Source organism: Nostoc sp. KVJ20 (assembly GCF_001712795.1).
Lineage (GTDB): Bacteria > Cyanobacteriota > Cyanobacteriia > Cyanobacteriales > Nostocaceae > Nostoc.
On sequence record NZ_KV757605.1, the window covers coordinates 34,395 to 50,630 of the forward strand.

18 protein-coding genes are annotated in these 16,236 nt (G+C 43.9%); 6 read left to right on the forward strand and 12 right to left on the reverse strand.

The genetic code is table 11. The features are described from left to right. Positions 1 to 15 precede the first annotated feature (15 nt). Entirely contained in the window at positions 16 to 246 is a 231-nt protein-coding gene (locus tag A4S05_RS12770; RefSeq protein ID WP_069070204.1) for a hypothetical protein, read from the reverse strand. Positions 247 to 833: 587 nt separating this feature from the next. On the opposite strand from A4S05_RS12770, the gene tatC reads away from it, so the two are divergent. Continuing rightward, positions 834 to 1,628, forward strand: coding sequence for a twin-arginine translocase subunit TatC (gene tatC, locus A4S05_RS12775; RefSeq protein WP_069070205.1), 795 nt, complete (start codon positions 834 to 836; stop codon positions 1,626 to 1,628). An 80-nt stretch (positions 1,629 to 1,708) separates the two neighbouring features. After that, a complete protein-coding gene (locus A4S05_RS12780) occupies positions 1,709 to 2,041 on the forward strand; it encodes a tRNA-binding protein (protein ID WP_069070206.1) in 333 nt (110 codons plus the stop codon). Between the two features lie 73 nt (positions 2,042 to 2,114). On the opposite strand, the gene A4S05_RS12785 is transcribed toward A4S05_RS12780, so the two are convergent. Further along, positions 2,115 to 2,423, reverse strand: a complete 309-nt coding sequence (locus A4S05_RS12785; protein WP_069070207.1) for a DUF3067 family protein — start codon at positions 2,421 to 2,423, stop codon at positions 2,115 to 2,117. Between the two features lie 229 nt (positions 2,424 to 2,652). Here A4S05_RS12785 and petC point away from each other — a divergent pair, with 229 nt between their 5' ends. From petC to A4S05_RS12800, 3 genes are all read left to right on the forward strand, one after another. Then, positions 2,653 to 3,192 (forward strand): cytochrome b6-f complex iron-sulfur subunit, encoded by a 540-nt coding sequence (gene petC / locus A4S05_RS12790; protein ID WP_069070208.1) that lies wholly within the window; start codon positions 2,653 to 2,655, stop codon positions 3,190 to 3,192. A 106-nt stretch (positions 3,193 to 3,298) separates the two neighbouring features. Then, positions 3,299 to 4,300, forward strand: a complete 1,002-nt coding sequence (gene petA, locus A4S05_RS12795; RefSeq protein ID WP_069070209.1) for a cytochrome f — start codon at positions 3,299 to 3,301, stop codon at positions 4,298 to 4,300. A gap of 221 nt (positions 4,301 to 4,521) precedes the next feature. Then, on the forward strand, positions 4,522 to 5,754 hold the full coding sequence (locus A4S05_RS12800) for an ATP-binding protein (RefSeq protein WP_069070210.1): 1,233 nt from the start codon (positions 4,522 to 4,524) through the stop codon (positions 5,752 to 5,754). On the opposite strand, the gene A4S05_RS40265 is transcribed toward A4S05_RS12800, so the two are convergent. After that, positions 5,742 to 5,924, reverse strand: coding sequence for a hypothetical protein (locus A4S05_RS40265; RefSeq protein WP_141699712.1), 183 nt, complete (start codon positions 5,922 to 5,924; stop codon positions 5,742 to 5,744). The two genes, A4S05_RS12800 and A4S05_RS40265, sit on opposite strands and share 13 nt — an antisense overlap. On the opposite strand from A4S05_RS40265, the gene A4S05_RS12805 reads away from it, so the two are divergent. Then, entirely contained in the window at positions 5,923 to 6,609 is a 687-nt protein-coding gene (locus A4S05_RS12805) for a Uma2 family endonuclease (protein ID WP_069070211.1), read from the forward strand. The genes A4S05_RS40265 and A4S05_RS12805 overlap by 2 nt on opposite strands. 82 nt (positions 6,610 to 6,691) lie before the next feature. Here A4S05_RS12805 and A4S05_RS12810 read toward each other — a convergent pair whose 3' ends face one another. The 9 genes from A4S05_RS12810 to grpE all read right to left on the reverse strand — a co-directional run bounded on the left by A4S05_RS12810 (position 6,692) and on the right by grpE (position 15,954). After that, positions 6,692 to 6,889: a DUF6887 family protein gene (locus A4S05_RS12810; protein ID WP_069070282.1), complete on the reverse strand. Its 198-nt coding sequence runs from the start codon at positions 6,887 to 6,889 to the stop codon at positions 6,692 to 6,694. Further along, positions 6,873 to 7,016, reverse strand: coding sequence for a DUF6888 family protein (locus A4S05_RS41555; protein ID WP_218107947.1), 144 nt, complete (start codon positions 7,014 to 7,016; stop codon positions 6,873 to 6,875). The genes A4S05_RS12810 and A4S05_RS41555 overlap by 17 nt, the downstream gene beginning before the upstream one ends. Positions 7,017 to 7,134: 118 nt before the next feature. Then, positions 7,135 to 8,724 (reverse strand): glycoside hydrolase family 57 protein, encoded by a 1,590-nt coding sequence (locus tag A4S05_RS12815; protein WP_069070212.1) that lies wholly within the window; start codon positions 8,722 to 8,724, stop codon positions 7,135 to 7,137. Positions 8,725 to 9,324: 600 nt separating this feature from the next. Beyond that, positions 9,325 to 9,618: a hypothetical protein gene (locus A4S05_RS12820; RefSeq protein ID WP_069070213.1), complete on the reverse strand. Its 294-nt coding sequence runs from the start codon at positions 9,616 to 9,618 to the stop codon at positions 9,325 to 9,327. Between the two features lie 71 nt (positions 9,619 to 9,689). Then, positions 9,690 to 10,829 carry a small ribosomal subunit biogenesis GTPase RsgA gene (gene rsgA / locus A4S05_RS12825; protein ID WP_069070214.1) on the reverse strand — a complete coding sequence of 380 codons (1,140 nt, stop codon included), beginning with the start codon at positions 10,827 to 10,829 and terminating at the stop codon, positions 9,690 to 9,692. Beyond that, positions 10,826 to 11,083, reverse strand: a complete 258-nt coding sequence (locus A4S05_RS12830; protein ID WP_069070283.1) for a sulfurtransferase TusA family protein — start codon at positions 11,081 to 11,083, stop codon at positions 10,826 to 10,828. The genes rsgA and A4S05_RS12830 overlap by 4 nt, the downstream gene beginning before the upstream one ends. Beyond that, positions 11,083 to 12,213, reverse strand: a complete 1,131-nt coding sequence (dnaJ, locus tag A4S05_RS12835; RefSeq protein ID WP_069070215.1) for a molecular chaperone DnaJ — start codon at positions 12,211 to 12,213, stop codon at positions 11,083 to 11,085. Before dnaJ ends, A4S05_RS12830 begins: the two co-directional genes overlap by 1 nt. A 704-nt stretch (positions 12,214 to 12,917) precedes the next feature. Then, positions 12,918 to 14,876 carry a molecular chaperone DnaK gene (gene dnaK / locus A4S05_RS12840; RefSeq protein ID WP_069070216.1) on the reverse strand — a complete coding sequence of 653 codons (1,959 nt, stop codon included), beginning with the start codon at positions 14,874 to 14,876 and terminating at the stop codon, positions 12,918 to 12,920. Positions 14,877 to 15,204: 328 nt separating this feature from the next. Then, the gene (gene grpE / locus A4S05_RS12845) at positions 15,205 to 15,954 is read right to left on the reverse strand and encodes a nucleotide exchange factor GrpE (RefSeq protein WP_069070217.1); all 750 of its coding nucleotides are present in this window, start codon (positions 15,952 to 15,954) and stop codon (positions 15,205 to 15,207) included. Positions 15,955 to 16,236: the final 282 nt, after the last annotated feature.

Sequence of the window (16,236 nt, forward strand, 5' to 3'; positions counted from 1 at the left end):
GACTGCCTTCTTTTCTCAATCTTTGCAAATGCCAGCACGAAGGCAATCTTCGGTTTGGTCATCTCTAGCCGATATTTGCCACGGCAAGATGTATGACTGAGTATTTGTACTGTAAGCAATTAAAGCAGTTATTATGGGAAACTGGTTTTTGACAATTGGCACGTCACTACTACTTGTAGTACTTGGCTCAACATTGTATAAATAAACAGGCAATGCCATCAGGGCAATGCAAATTGTCCGGTTCATACCCAACCTCAGCTAAAAATTTCCGATTGCGCTATGTATAGATGAGATGCCACCTTGATGAACCGGATTTTCAAAACTGAGTATTATATGTTGATGTTGTGTGAATTTACTCAGCGCTACTAGCCGCAGAGACGTGATTTTTAAATTATCGGTTCCACCCTTTTTTAGGTTAGGCATTGCCTACAAGATGGCTTCCTACTAACTTATGCAGATGCAAGCCCAAAAAACAGGAAAAAAACCCACAGCACCCAAAAACATATCTTGGTAGCTGCATTCCCCAGATAAAATAATGAAGAGTGCTGAGTTAAAATACTGCTCACAAAAAACAATTACAAAGAAGGCAGGAGGCAGAGGGCAGGAGGCAGGAGGAAAGAAGTATGAATAAAAACTAAAGTTGCTGGGTCATTGCCCAGTTTAAAAGAAGAATTGTATCGAGATGCGTAGCACGACTTGCATTGCGTCCAAGATCAATGCCACGTTTTAAAACGTGGGTTCCTCCTGCCTCCTGCCTCCTATCTCCTGCCTCCTGCCTCCTGAATCCTTACTCAGCAATCACTCAATTATAAATGTTGCCTACTAGCTGACTCATGACTCCTTCACAAGACGTAGATACTGTAAACGTTCCCAATCTCGATTCAGAAGGATATGGCAACTCAGAGAACGATCCTCTTGATGAGTTGCCAGGTGAAATCGAAATGTCCCTTTTCGACCACCTAGAAGAGTTGCGACTGCGGATTTTCTATTCGCTGATTGCTGTAGCAGTGGGCATTATCGGCTGTTTCTTTGCCGTTAAGCCAATTGTCCAGCTACTTGAGGTTCCAGCACAAGGAGTAAAGTTTCTCCAACTTGCACCCGGAGAATATTTCTTTGTCTCCCTCAAAGTTGCAGCCTACACTGGCTTGATACTTTCTAGTCCTTTCATTCTTTACCAGATTATCCAGTTTGTAGTTCCAGGGCTGACTCGCCGCGAACGCCGTTTACTGGGGCCTGTGGTTTTGGGTTCAAGTGTGCTATTTGGGGCGGGGTTAATATTTGCCTATTTACTTCTTATCCCCGCAGCTTTGAACTTTTTCATCAGCTACGGAGCAGATGTAGTCGAACAACTTTGGTCAATTGATAAATATTTTGAATTTGTGCTGCTACTGTTATTCAGCACTGGTTTAGCATTTCAAATTCCCATCATCCAACTGTTGCTCGGTAATTTGAACATTGTCTCGTCTGAACGCATGATTTCTGGTTGGCGTTACGTAATTATGGGGGCAGTTGTTTTAGGAGCCGTTCTGACACCTTCTACTGACCCCCTGACTCAAAGTCTTTTAGCTGGAGCAGTTTTAGGGCTTTATTTCGGTGGTGTTGGACTGGTGAAGCTTACGGGGAAATAACAGATGCAATAGGTTATAGGTTACAGGTTACAGGTTACAGGGAATAGCTAGAAAGATGTTCGTGCTTAGTTTTTGACCAAATGTTTAGTAGTTATAGTGACTTTGAAAAAATTGAGATTCATGTTGGCAAAGTCATCAAAGTTGAAGAGTTTCCTAAAGCGAAAAAACCAGCTTATAAATTGTGGATAGATTTTGGTAATTTGGGCATTAAAAAATCTAGTGCCCAAATTACTAAGCTTTACGAGCAAGAGGAATTAATCAACAGATTAATATTAGCTGTTACTAACTTTCCACCCCGTCAAATTGCCGATTTTATTTCGGAAGTTTTAGTCTTGGGAGTAATGCTAGACGATGGAGAAGTTGTATTAATTCAGCCAGATAGAGATGTAGCAGTGGGCAAAAGAATCCTGTAGCATACTATGGTACTTTTGGGATAAAAAATACTGTAAATATTCAGAAATTTATTAACATTAATGCAATAGCAGGTCATAATATCCATTCCGAAGTGCGTTCACCCAAATCTAGAGGAATGCTAACAGCCTTGCCGAGCCGGGGGCGATCGCGTGTTTGAGCAATAAAAGTTTGTACCTGTGTTGATCCACCCAAGGCATGAAGATAATTGGCAATGCTATCGAGATGTTCTTGGTACTCCGCCTCACTCAAGGGAAAAGAAGCTTGCTCCAGATATTTCCACATGACTTGCAAAAATATCTTTCCCTGTGCCCGCCGGAACTGGACATCGTAAGAATATCCCCACTTATCAAGCAACATCTGGCGTAATTCCTGTCCTGTCATAGCTTTTCTCAATCAGATTTTACATTTAGTTATGATGTTAAGTTCCGTGACTCCAGTATGATAAGGATATAAAGAAATGTAATGCTAACAGAAAAGATGCTTTTTATATCTTGCAACAAAGAAGTATGGCATCGTTGTGAGCGCTAGCATTTCGACTTAGACAAGAGTTCCTCAAGTACAAGTACTTTTGTCAAAATGCTTAACAAAATACACAAAGAGCGCGTAGATTATGGCTCAATTTTCTGAATCAGCAGACGTGCCCGATATGGGGCGTCGTCAGTTCATGAATCTGCTCACTTTTGGGACTGTCACTGGAGTAGCTCTGGGTGCATTGTATCCCGTTGTCAACTACTTTATTCCACCCGCAACCGGTGGTGCTGGTGGCGGTACAACGGCAAAAGACGAGCTAGGTAACGATGTTAGCGTCGCTAAATTTCTAGAAAACCGGAATGCAGGCGATCGCAACCTAGTCCAAGGACTAAAGGGAGATCCTACCTATATTGTGGTAGACAGCAAAGAGGCGATCAAAGATTATGGCATTAACGCCATCTGTACCCACTTAGGTTGTGTCGTCCCCTGGAACGTTGCTGAGAACAAATTTAAATGTCCTTGTCATGGTTCCCAGTATGACGAAACTGGTAAGGTTGTTCGGGGCCCGGCACCTCTGTCTCTGGCTTTAGCCCATACCAAAGTGAACGACGACAAAATCGTTTTGACCCCTTGGACTGAAACCGACTTCCGTACTGGTGATGCACCTTGGTGGGGTTAATAATTTTGTCCTTAGTCCTTAGTCATTCGTCCTTTGTTCAAGGCTTAATGACTAATGACTAATGACCAATGACTAATGACTAATTCAATCGTTGCCCTTATTAGAGATGAGAAATGTTTTCTTAAGAGCGAGGTTAACTCGCAGTGTTAGAGCGATTGTAAAAACATTGCTCATAGCGATCGCTACTGTGACATTTTACTTCACCAGCGATCTAGCCCTTCCCCAATCAGCTGCCGCCTATCCCTTTTGGGCACAACAAACCTATCCCGAAACCCCCCGCGAACCAACAGGGCGAATTGTTTGTGCCAACTGTCACCTAGCCGCCAAGGTTACAGAAGTGGAAGTTCCCCAATCGGTGCTACCTGACACTGTATTCAAAGCTGTGGTGAAAATCCCCTACGATCTAAGCGCCCAGCAAGTTGGTGCTGATGGTTCTAAAGTTGGCTTGAACGTCGGTGCAGTACTGATGCTACCCGAAGGCTTTAAGATTGCTCCTGAAGACCGTCTTTCCGAAGAACTTAAAGAAGAAGTTGGCGACACTTTTTACCAACCCTACAGCGAAGACAAAGATAACGTCGTCATCGTCGGCCCTTTACCCGGTGAACAGTATCAGGAAATCGTCTTCCCAGTTCTTTCTCCCAACCCCGCAACCGACAAAAACATCCACTTCGGTAAATATTCAGTTCACGTAGGTGGTAATCGGGGACGCGGACAAGTTTATCCCACAGGCGAAAAGAGCAACAACGCTGTTTATAACGCTTCCGCTACTGGCACAATTACCAAGATTGCCAAAGAGGAAGATGTCGAAGGTAATATCAAATATTTAGTCAACATCCAACCCGAATCTGGTGATGTTGTCGTTGATACGATTCCTTTAGGGCCAGACCTACTTGTTTCCGAAGGGCAAGCAGTTAAGACTGGTGATGCTTTGACCAGCAACCCCAACGTTGGTGGATTCGGTCAAATAGATGCAGAAATCGTACTGCAAGACGCTTCCAGAGTCAAATGGATGATTGCGTTCATCGCTCTTGTAATGTTGGCTCAAGTTATGCTGGTGCTGAAGAAGAAGCAGGTTGAAAAAGTCCAAGCTGCTGAAATGAATTTCTAAATTCTTTCCTAAATCATTACTTACAAGACAGGCAATAAGCCTGTCTTTTTTAATGTTTTAATGTTAGTTACACGAAGTCTGGAAATTTGGGGCTTCACTGTTAGTAAACTTTGAGCGTAAATGCTTTAAAAGCACAAACAAAATAGACCTTTTTCAAAAATAATTTATGGAAGAATCTGTTGAGTGTTAGTTTTAGGTTATTGGTATTATTGTTTAGCAGTATGTCTAAAATAAACCTCGAAACCTTTGACCTAACGCAACTTCCAATTACAGAGGATGATAATTTTGAATTTAAGTCAAGTGATACTTCACACAATGAACTCAAAAAGAAACTAAGCTGTGCAGTGTCAGGCTTTGCGAATTCTGGAGGCGGTTGCTTTGTTGGTGGTGTTGACGGTAATGGTAATGCGGATAAGGGGTTGCCTCTAAAGATTGGGAGGCAGGATTTACGCGATTGGGTTGATCAAATAATCAGTCAAGTGGAGCCAGTTCCTAAGTATGACCTCAAGCTAATACAAGATCCATCTGGTAGAGGAACAATCCAAACTGATTCGGCAGTTTTGCTAGTTGTGATTTATGAGAGTTATTTTGCTCCACACATGGCTCCAGATAAGCACTACTACATCCGAGCAGGTGCTCATACAGTTCAGGCTAAACACTTTATTGTTGATGCTATTTGGGCTAAACGGCACTTTTCAAAACCGCGATTAACTCATCTGTTTCGACTTAAACCAGAAAAAGAACAAGCGATTCAACTTGGTATTCTTGCTCTTACCGAAGCTCCAGCAGTCGATGTCAAGATTACAATCTCGCCTCAACCTCAGATGATGAGGAACTGTGAAAAACTTTTTCCGCTAAAACTATCTCTCATTGATCGCCAGAATCCTTTCTTCTTTGATGTAGCAACTTTTTTTCAAGCAGAAGAGCGATTTGGAAAAGATATTCGTCTTGAAGTAGAGTACTACGATCTTTCTGCAAATCTTTATATTTATGAAACACCAATTGAAGTTGTTGGCTCACTTCCACCAATTACCATCGGAAACGATAATCCTGAGAAAATGGTACGGACACTCGAAAAAATCGAGAAGACGCTTTCAGGGTTAAGAGTTTCACGTGAGAGTGTCGTTAAGCCCAGCCTTCTGTTGCCTAAACAATCAGACAGCGTATTATTGTCCGTTGAGAAACTAATTCCAGAGCTTCTAGCAGATATGAAAAATGACTTGTGTGAGTATCCCTTTATCCGTGAATTTGTCATTCTAAGCAATAAATGGGTTTACAATTCAGACCCTAATAACATGGTTCTCGCGTACTATTTTGAAGATCATTTGAGAAACAAATTACGAATTTTAGAGAATTACGGATTGATTTACGAAATTACTTATAATGATGTTTATCGTTTTGTTATTTCAGAAGAGCTTGCGGCATATTTGACAAGCGACAGTCAACTAGAGTAAGTGAACATTTCTCGGTTTGGGGTTGCGGCATAACAAGTCACTGCACCAGAACGTATAAATATAGTCGAATCTAGAATTCCTTGTGATTTCTCTAGCTTCCCAGTCATGGCGATCGCATTTTGAGCGATATTATTGAATCTAGCCCTAGTTAAGTTGAGGTATCTGACCATGACAGCCTCAGTAGAGTACATCCCCGTTACGCCGATTGAGTACCCAGATGAGGATGGTAAGCCGATGGCTGAAGGTGATTTACAGCGTAAGTCTCTCGTATACGCTACCACTGTACTGGAAATTTATTTCCAAAATCACCCAGATGTATATGTCGCTGGTAATCTATTTATTTACTACGAAAAAGGTTATCCAGAATCGGTTGTCGCACCAGATGTATTTGTGGTGTTTGGAGTGGAAAACCGTGACAGACGCTCTTACAAAACCTGGGAAGAAAATAATCAAACCCCAAATTTTGTTCTAGAGATTACCTCAAAAACCACCCGCAGCAAAGACCAAGGTGCAAAGAAAGGAATTTATGCCTTTCTGGGAGTGCGTGAATATTTTCAATATGATCCCACAGGTGATTATCTCAATCCTCAACTCCAGGGTTTACACTTGATCGATGGGAATTATTTCCCAGTAGCAACTAATACCTTGCCAGATGGTACGGTATCCCTATCCAGTGAAGTTTTGGGGCTAGAGTTGCGTCTAGAGGCGGGAAAACTGCGCTTTTACAATCCAGCTACAGGTCAAATACTCCTAACTCATGAAGAGGAAGCAACTGCACGACAAGCCGCAGAAGAGAAAGCGCAAAGATTAGCTGCTAAACTCAGAGAATTAAATATTGATCCAGATAGCCTTTAGCTAAATCCGGCAGTGTTAATAAAATAATAGGGTGAGTATGATTTACCCACCCTAATTATGCTTACTGAATTAGACAATAATTTCAAAGTTCTCCGTTAATCTTACGCCTGATGATTTCCATCTGGGCTTGCATATCTGCTTCTGTCACAGGCATAGGATAGCCTTTAGAATTAGGGTCACGTTTGCTCATTAAAAAACGTAGAGCTTCAATGTCTTCGCGATTTTCCACGACGTAAGCTCTCAACTCTGTAAAACTCATTTGCTCATAATTCTGGTTCATTGACAAAATCCCAGATTCCATTACTTAGTACAATGACTTGGAGTTCATCTCCAGCCAGGATGTAAACTTGCCCGGTTGTGTCGTCAAATCGAAATAAGCGGATATCTTTATAAAGATTTGACAGCATTTGACAAACCCTTACACACGCCAAGGCTTGCTCTGTTGTTGGTAAAATAAACGCTCCTCACTACTAATATAAGGTGGGCAATGCCCACCTTACTGCTGTTGATTATTTTTATGTGAGACTATAGCGGACGGTAGACTCGATAGTTGATTTCGGGGAAGATATTATCCATTAGCTCGACTTTTTCCAACCAACCACTGTCAATTTTGCCGACTTTCACATCTTCGTAGAGCTTATTAAACCGCATTAGGTGCGATCGCGTCCGTCTAACTGCATAAGGTACCATCGTTCCCGTCCGCATAATAAAAGCCCAGTCAGAAGATTGTGCTAATAACAATTCCCGCGCCGCTTGGTTCAATGCTTTTTCCCCCAACTCATCTTCTGGTTCCAGATGGGAGATTTCAATCATCCGTTCAGCAGCTTTGTGCAAATGTGGATAAATCCACGCATTCGTTTCATTTAACCAATACTCATGGAAACCCTTGAAACCCCAGCTTGACTGCGAAGGACGACAGACTTGTTGCGTTGGCTGTTCTCGCAAATAGTCTGCTAAATGGGTCATTTGATATGTTCCTTGGTCATGCCACGACTTGCGGAATAGGTAATCGATAAACCAAGGGCCTTCATACCACCAATGTCCAAATAACTCTGCGTCATAAGGCGAAACGATAATTGGCGGACGCTGCATTATCCCATAGAGATGCTCAGATTGCTGCTCTCGATTATACATAAAATTAGCAGCGTGTTCTGCGGCCTTTTCCCTAGCCCAGTAAGGATCGTAAAGCGCCTTATCTGACAGCCCTAAGCCACGCCCAGTAATTTTATGATACTTAATACCCGTATTTTTACGTTGACCATTGGGCATAATATAGGGCTTAATATATTCATATTCTGCTTCCCAGCCCAAATCTTTGTAAAATTCCCGATATTCCGCCGCCCCAGGATAGCCCACTTCAGAAGACCATACCTGTTGGGAGGATTCATGATCTCGACCGAAGACAGCAACACCAGTTTCCGTATAAATTGGGGCATAAGTGCCAAAGCGCGGACGGGGACGGGCGTAAAGGATGCCATGCCCATCAGTGAGGAAGTAGCGTAATCCAGCATCGGCTAGCATCCGATCTAAACCTTCATAGTAGGCACATTCAGGCAACCAAATACCTCTAGGTGCTTGTCCAAAGGTTTGTTCGTAATGTTCGCAAGCTACCTGAATTTGCGCCCACACTGCTTGCGGATACATTTTCATCAACGGTAAATAGCCGTGGGTAGCACCGCAAGTAATAATTTCTAGGTTATTACTGTCTTGGAACCCTTTAAAAGCTGTCACCAAGTCCCCGCCGTAGCGTTCCCACAACTGACGCGCTTCGCTGAACTCAGTCGCATAATGTTCGGCTAAATAACGAAGATGTCCGTTGTTGACATTATGTTCTGCTTCTAGTGCTATAAGTTCTTCTAGTTGAGCTAAGTGTGCTTCGTAGCGTTCTTGAAGTAGAGGATCACGCAGCATCGACACTAAAGGCGGTGTCATACTCATCGTGATTTTAAAGTCGATACCGTCTCGCTTTAAGCCTTCAAATACTTTCAATAAGGGGATGTAGGTTTCTGTGATGGCTTCATAGAGCCATTCTTCCTCCAGCACGTAGTCACTTTCCGGGTGACGAACGAAGGGTAGATGTGCATGGAGTACAAGCGCGACGTAGCCGATAGCCATAGTGATTTTGGGTGATACTTGTAAGTTGAAGGTCGAGAGGTTTGGCTGAAATTAACAATATTTTAAGACTTTATGGGGATCGTAAGAATAGTTTTCAATTGAGTTAATTACAGTGTTTATGAGGGTACAACATTTGTTATGCCTCCACCGCCTTTTGTTGTTAACTAGTTGTAATATGTGCCTATTTGTTTATTGTATAATCCTGCACTGAAAATATTTACTCTGGTTCAAGACCTTTGGCTTGTAAGCGTTCTGCCAATTTTTCACCTAACTCACCTCAACAATTCAAGGTGCATTATCCTACGGCGTAACACACCTTACTTCAAGTTTATATTTCTTCATATACATTGAATTTTGATCGCCGACTTACTCAATTGCGGGTTTGCTTCTTTTCCCGGCAATATTCTGACTTAACGTGCGTTTCTGTGGGAGACTCACGTTGGTTAAAAAAAACGTCATTTATAACTGAGTCTTCCGAGAAATCTGGCAGTATTTTTTACTTTCTAACTTGGGTTTGTACTGACTCTGCCCTTTGGCTAGCTTGTTGGGACAGCTGAGTTTGATGAGCGATGCCTAGGTTGGGCTATGTCTAAGCCAGAATTATCCAAAAAACGCTTGTTGGTTTGATTCTTCCTCTGGTAACATCACCAGATGTCCATCTGGTGTAAAGAAGCGTAATTTGCCCAAATATACTGCCAAATACAGCCCTAACTGCTGACTCCACAACCAACCTGACTCAGTGGGTACAAGGTCTTGATATTGCCCATCCACTAAGTGAAATCCCTGTAAATCAGATTCCAAGGGGGGTTCGTCACTAAAGATATCACCTGGTGGGAAAATTATACTCTCAGTGACATCTTCTAAACTAGGGGTGGCAGCAAGGGGCTGAGACATAGAAGATAGTTTTTATGTTTGTATCTATGCTCTCGTGACCAACCTTTGCATAGAAGTGCGCTCACACTCCTTTATTCCTCATCCCGGTATAACTCTTGCAAGTCTTGTAACTGAGTCTTGCGGGAAATACGGCGATATTTTTTACTTTCTAACTTGGGTTCGTATTGACTCTGCCCTTTGCCTTTGCTTTTGCTTTTTAACTTCATGGTAGATTCTGGATCGGCTTGTTGGTGTAGCTGTGTTTGATGAGCGATCGCAGCATCCAAAAATTCTAAATAATGTTCATATCGTTCCCAGTCTCCCCGGACTACGCACTCAGGCTCGTCTCGATGCAGACAATCACTAAACCGACAGCTAGTAACTGCTAATCGCTTTCTAGCTTCTGGGAAATAGTGGATTAATTCTTCTGGGATACAATCCATATCCGGCTGATTAAAACCGGGAGTGTCTGCCAGCAAACCACCGCTAGGCAACTCAAATAATTCTATATGGCGAGTGGTATGACGACCACGAGCCAGTTTACCAGAAACTTCTCCGACTCGCAACTTGGCAGAGTCAATTAGCGTATTGATCAGGCTGGATTTGCCAACGCCGGAAGGCCCAGCGATTACAGTTATTTTATTGCTCAAATATTTGGCTGCTTGGTCAGTATTAATACCATCTTTAACACTGATAAATATTGGTTCATAGCCCCAACCAAGTAGGCGATCGCTAACTTGTTGCTGTTCCTGCGGTGAAACTAAATCACTTTTATTCAAACATAAAAGTACATCTAAACCAGTAGACTCAGCCTTAATTAGAAACCGACTCAGTTGATAAGGTTCCAAAGGTGGATCGGCAACGGCAAATACCAATAGGATTTGGTTGACATTGGCGATCGCCGGACGATCTAATTCGCTTTGACGGGGTAAAACATCAGCGATCGCACCCCGTCCCCCAGCCCAATCTGGTTCTTCTACCACAACGCGATCGCCTACCATCACCTGTTGTCCGATTTTTTTCAGACGTGTTCGCCGGGTACAGAGAAGCAGGGGAGGCAAGGGGGCAGAGGGGCAGAGGGGCAGAGGGGCATTTAAATCCAGTTTCTCCTCTGCTCCCCTGCTCCTCTGCTCCCCATCCTCTTGATCCATCTGTACTCGGTAAAAATTAGCCTGTACAGCTACCACCGTACCCAATAACTGTCCAGTTGCGGCAAAATTTTCCCCTGTCATTGGCCAGCAAGTGGACGGCGCACTAACAGAGAAAAATAACCAGCACAATCTGTAATTTGTTCTACCTGATAACCTGCCATTGTCAGACTATCGGGAACCTGCTCAATCGGCTCACCAGGGTCTAGCCAGACTTCTAGCAAACCTCCCAATGGCATTTTTTCCAGACGTAATTTTGTCCGCACAAAATTAATTGGGCAAGGAGTGCCGCGTAAATCAAGTTGAGCATCGGGAGTTGAAACAGAAGAGGGCTTGATCACTTAAATAAATTTCCCAAAAATCCTTCTAGACCGCCTTTACCAGTGCGATCTCCCTTAATTTTAGCCAGCTTCTCCAACAGTTCCCTCTCCTCTGGGGTGACTTTATTGGGAATATCAATTAAGACGTTCAGCATGTGATCCCCACGACTGACGGGATTACCCAAGCGGGGTACGCCGCGATTTTCCAACTTCATCACCGTATTCGGCTGAGTTCCCGCTGGAATAATTAGTTCCACTGGGCCATCTACCGTATCTACCTCTAACCGACAACCTAAAATTGCTTGCAGGTAGCTAACTTTGATTTCCGAGAGAATATTAATCCCATCTCGTTGGAATTCTTCGTCCTCATTGACGAACAAGTAAACATACAAATCCCCAGGAGGGCCACCGCGCTGACCGGAATCTCCTTCACTAGAAATCCGTAAGCGTGTGCCATTATCCACCCCAGCCGGAATGGTAATTTTGAGTTTCTTGGTGACTTGATTTGCGCCCTTACCATCACAGGCATCACACTTATCTTCAATCACCATCCCTGTCCCATTACAGGTGGGACAAGTAGAGACTTGGGTGAAACTGCCAAAGGGTGTTCTTGTGACACGGCGGACTTGACCAGAACCGCTACAAGTTGAACAAGTCCGGGGGCGGGTTCCAGGTTTAGCACCAGAACCGCTACAGACTTCACAATTTTCTAAATGTGAAATGCGAATTTCTTTTTCGCCACCAAATACCGCTTCCCGAAAGTCTAACTTCAGGTCTAGCCGCAGGTCATCGCCCCTCGCAGGCCCACTGCGCCGTCTTTGTTGCGTGGGATTACCCATACCGCCAGCAAAGCCACTAAAAATGCTTTCAAATATATCGGCAAAACCACCCATATCGCCGACATCTTGAAAGCCTGAGCCAGCAGCACCCGACACACCCTCTGGCCCAAAGCGATCGTAACGAGCGCGGGTTTCGGGTTCTGAGAGTACCTCATAAGCGCGGTTAATTTCTTTAAAGCGATCCTCCGCCCCCGGTTCTTTGTTCACATCTGGGTGATACTTCCGGGCTAAACGGCGATAGGCTTGTTTGATTTCTTCTTTGTCGGTGTCACGAGAGACACCCAGGATTTCATAATAGTCGCGGGCCATATAGCAAAGGTAAAAGTTAGAAGGAAGAAAGCAGAAGTCAGTAGAACGTCACTCACGGTCGCTTGCTACTTTACGGGAAGGCTTTTGCTTTACAAAATATGTAAGAGCAACACAGTATCCTTTAAAGGGAAGCTTGCCGGAGTCCAGGCAGAAGATAAAATTAATTTTTGTTAATAACTGATTTTACCCTTTACCTTTTACAAAAATCACCGACAAATCTTGAGCACAGGTGCTTTCCTCGTGGGAGACGACAAAAGCTATAGAAGTTAAGAACAGGGGAAGCCTCTGCTCAGACTTCTCACTGCCGAGTCGGCTGTCTCTTTTACAATTGTGCTACTTAGGAGAGGAAAACCCCGCCCATCAACCAGAGGGGCTAGCCGCACCATTAGGTGTGGAAAACCACCCTTACAATGGAAGTCCATTTGAACTGGCACATTGCCTAGTTCAAAGTAATTTGCTTCTACAATCTAGCAAACCGCTGGGGTCTTGTGAAACTTCGCTAAATATTTAGATATATTAAAATGTCTTAATGAAAATTTGCAACTTAGTGACTGGGGATTGGTGACTGGGGATTGGGACTGAGGATTTACAAGTGTAGGGGTAGAGAAGGGTTCAGAGAAAAGGAATTTTCGCTCTGCGTCCCTAGTCCCCAGTCCCCAGTCCCTAGTCCCCAGTCCCCAGTCCTCAGTCCCCATTCCCAACCCTTAATCTATCGCCTCATAATCAGCTTGTGCGGTACTTTCTTCGTCAAAATCAAAATTGAATTGTGGTATTAGTGTACCGTTCATTGGTGAGTCTGCTTCTGGGGTAAAGTGACCACCTGAAGACTCCTCAATCTCATCACTTTGGCTGTTAGCTCGATTGTAGACATCAGCACCAATTGCAAATAGAGTTTGTTGGAAGTCGTCTAAGCGCTGCTTAAATTCCACTGTGGAAATGCTGGAGTCAATCATTGCAGCTTGGAGTTGTGAAACTTTTTCACTAGCCAAGGTTTTCATCTGGTCGCCGATAAAGTTGCTATTGTCCTTGATAGTAGATTCATAGCTGAACAACAAATTATCTGCTTGGTTTTTAAGTTCAACCAATTCTTTACGTCTTCTATCTTCTTCGGAAAACAGTTCGGCTTCTTGGCGCATCCGTTCGACTTCGTTGGTACTCAAGCCACCTGTATTGGTAATCCTAATACTCTGTTCTCTACCAGTACCTTTGTCTTGGGCAGAAACCTTCAGGATGCCGTTAACATCGATTTCAAAGGATACTTCAATTTGCGGTACACCACGGGGCGATGGGGGAATTCCTGCGAGCAAAAATTTGCCGAGACTCTTGTTATCTCGTGACATTGCCCGTTCACCTTGGAGGATGTGAATTTCTACCGAGGTTTGCCCGTCAACGGCTGTGGAAAAAACTTGTGATCTACTCGTAGGAATTGTGGTGTTGCGCTCAATAATCTTGGTGAATACTTCACCCAAGGTTTCAATTCCCAAAGACAGAGGGGTGACATCCAATAGTAAGAGATTATCGACTTCGCCACCCAATACACCTGCTTGGATAGCGGCTCCCAACGCTACAGCTTCGTCAGGGTTGATGGAGCGATCAGGGGCTTTGCCGTTGAAAAACTTAATCAGGGCGTTTTGGACTGCGGGAATACGCGTAGAACCACCTACCAAAATAATTCGATCTATGGCTGATGGTTTGAGATCCGCATCTTTGAGCGCTTGGATCATCGGTTCAATGGTCGCTTCAATCAATTTCCCTGCGAGTTCTTCAAATTTCGAGCGGCTGAGTTCCATCTCCAGATGCTTTGGCCCGCCGTCATCAGCTGTGATAAATGGCAAGTTGATGGAAGTACTTACCATACTGGAGAGTTCAATTTTTGCCTTTTCCGCTGCTTCCCGCAGACGTTGCAACGCCATCTTGTCTTTGGAAAGGTCGATTTTCTCTTGTTCTTGAAAGCGTTCCATCATCCAAAGAACGATCGCATTATCAAAGTCGTCTCCACCCAAGTGGTTGTTACCACAAGTCGCCTTCACTTCAAAAACGCCATCCCCAAGTTGCAGGATCGATACGTCAAAGGTACCGCCTCCTAAGTCAAATACTAAAATTAGCTGCTCTTGGTCTTGCTTTTCTAATCCGAAAGCTAAAGCCGCAGCTGTTGGTTCATTAATGATTCGTAGGACTTCTAATCCTGCGATCGTGCCAGCATCTTTAGTGGCTTGTCTTTGAGCATCCGTAAAATATGCTGGTACGGTGATCACTGCTTGAGTGACTTCCTCACCCAAGAAATTTTCTGCATCCTGCTTCAGCTTTTGCAGGATCATGGCAGATAGTTCTTGTGGCGTGTAGTTTTTTGAGCGAATTTGGACATCAACGGTATCATCTCGACCTTTGACACAGTTGTAGGGGACGCGATCGCGTTCTACTTCAGTGTCTTCCCAACGTCGCCCGATAAATCGTTTAATACTGTAAATTGTGTTTTCAGCATTGGTTACGGCTTGGCGCTTTGCCAATTGACCAACCAAGCGATCGCCACTCTTCCCAAATCCCACAATACTTGGAGTAGTTCGTCCACCTTCAGAATTGGAGATCACAAGTGGTTGACCGCCCTCCAAAACTGCGACGCAACTGTTAGTAGTGCCTAAGTCGATCCCAATAACTTTTCCCATATTTGACAGTATTTTTACTGAGTCTTTCTGCTGTAATGTGTCGCGGACTAATACCATTTTGGATTTTAGATTTTAGATTTTGGATTGTGAAACATTCATTGGATAAGTGTTTCAGTTTTCCATCTGTCGCAATCATTTTTCAAATTGGTATAACTTTTTTGCTCTGAACCAAGGCTAGCGGATAACGTCTGTGCAACCCCTGTTGCTGGTAGCAAGAGAGAAGGTGAAACACAGAGAGTTATCCAAAGCCTTGTCCTTGTATAGGTACGCGATGCTCGTCCTTGCTAGAACCCAGGCACTTGAGGTCAGCGAGGCGAGCGATTACAGCTTAACTGTTGGCTGAACTCGACTGATCTTCTGATGCCGCAGGGCTATCTTCCTTGGGAGCAGCTACTTTTACCATTGCATGGCGTAGCACGCGATCGCCTAAGAAGTATCCGCGCACTAACTCTTCTAACACTGTTCCTTCAGGATGTTCATCCGTAGGTTCCCGCATTACTGCTTCATGCAAGTTAGGATCAAATTCTTGACCTTCAGGACGCATTGGTGATACACCCAAGCGCTTCAGGCTATCTACTAATTGTTTGTAAACGCCTTGGTAACTTTTGTGCATGGTCATTTCGCCATCAGATTGAGGTTTCAGGTGCGATCGCGCCCGCTCAAAATTATCGACCACTGGCAGTAATTCCAAAATCGTGTTCCGCTTCACCTGCAACTCTAGGTCTTCTTTTTCTTTACTAGTGCGTTTCCGGTAATTCTCAAAATCAGCGGCAATCCGCATATATTGAGTACTACGCTCCTCTAGTTGCGTTTTAACGGACTCGATTTGTTGAGTTAGTTCTGCCAAAGCTGCTGTTTCCACTTCAGTTTTCTCAGTTGCAGCGACGCTATTTTCAGAATTGAGAGTAGCAGCATCCCCTGACATATTTGTTTGGGCTGCCACTTGCTCTGTCACCTCGCTTCCAGATTCATTGAAATTAATTTGGGCTGGGGGGTCACTCTTCATTGCTTGCTTTACCTCTGTTGGTTCACCCAATTGCTGGCTTGTATTGTTTATCTGTTTATTTTCATCCATCATTATCTACTCATTCCAGATCCTATTTATGGCAGTGTATCTCCACAGCTTGCAACCGTCGTCATCCACGACGTGCCGCTGAGGCTGATTTTATTGCCGACAAGTTCCTGAAACTGATATAACCGTCATCTTATTGTGACAAATGGTGAACACGTTAGCCCAGACGCTACTAAGGCGGGAACCCGAACGAGTAGGACTGGGGACTGGGGAGATTGGTCAATAGATCCGCGCTATAGGGGTTTAGCAATAATGAGTAGAAAATTGTGGGTTTTGAGACCCGATAAA